The organism is Thiomonas delicata (assembly GCF_900088825.1).
Taxonomy (GTDB): domain Bacteria; phylum Pseudomonadota; class Gammaproteobacteria; order Burkholderiales; family Burkholderiaceae_C; genus Thiomonas_A; species Thiomonas_A delicata.
Genome location: NZ_LT592207.1, coordinates 1 through 365, shown reverse-complemented (window position 1 = coordinate 365; position 365 = coordinate 1). Strand labels below are relative to the sequence as shown.

At 77.3% G+C, this 365-nt stretch carries 1 protein-coding gene; it reads right to left on the bottom strand.

Translation table 11 applies throughout. From position 1 onward, the window contains the following. A partial coding sequence (locus THIARS_RS18480) for a hypothetical protein (RefSeq protein ID WP_141202470.1) occupies positions 1–296 on the bottom strand: 296 nt, incomplete at its 3' end. Positions 297–365 lie beyond the last annotated feature (69 nt).

The window sequence follows — 365 nt, the reverse complement described above, 5'->3', positions numbered from 1 at the left end:
CTGCGCGCGACCCCGCCAAGCGGGGCTGCGCCCATCTTCGGGCGGCCGGGCGATGGGCTCATGGAGAGCACCCCTGCGCTGCGCGCGACCCCGCCAAGCGGGGCTGCGCCCATCTTCGGGCGGCCGGGCGATGGGCTCATGGAGAGCACCCCCGCGCTGCGCGCGACCCCGCCAAGCGGGGCTTCGCCCATCTTCGGGCGGCCGGGCGATGGGCTCATGGAGAGCACCCCCGCGCTGCGCGCGACCCCGCCAAGCGGGGCTTCGCCCATCTTCGGGCGGCCGGGCGATGGACTCATGGAGAGCACCCCCGCGCTGCGCGCGACCCCGCCAAGCGGGGCTTCGCCCATCTTCGGGCGGCCGGGCGA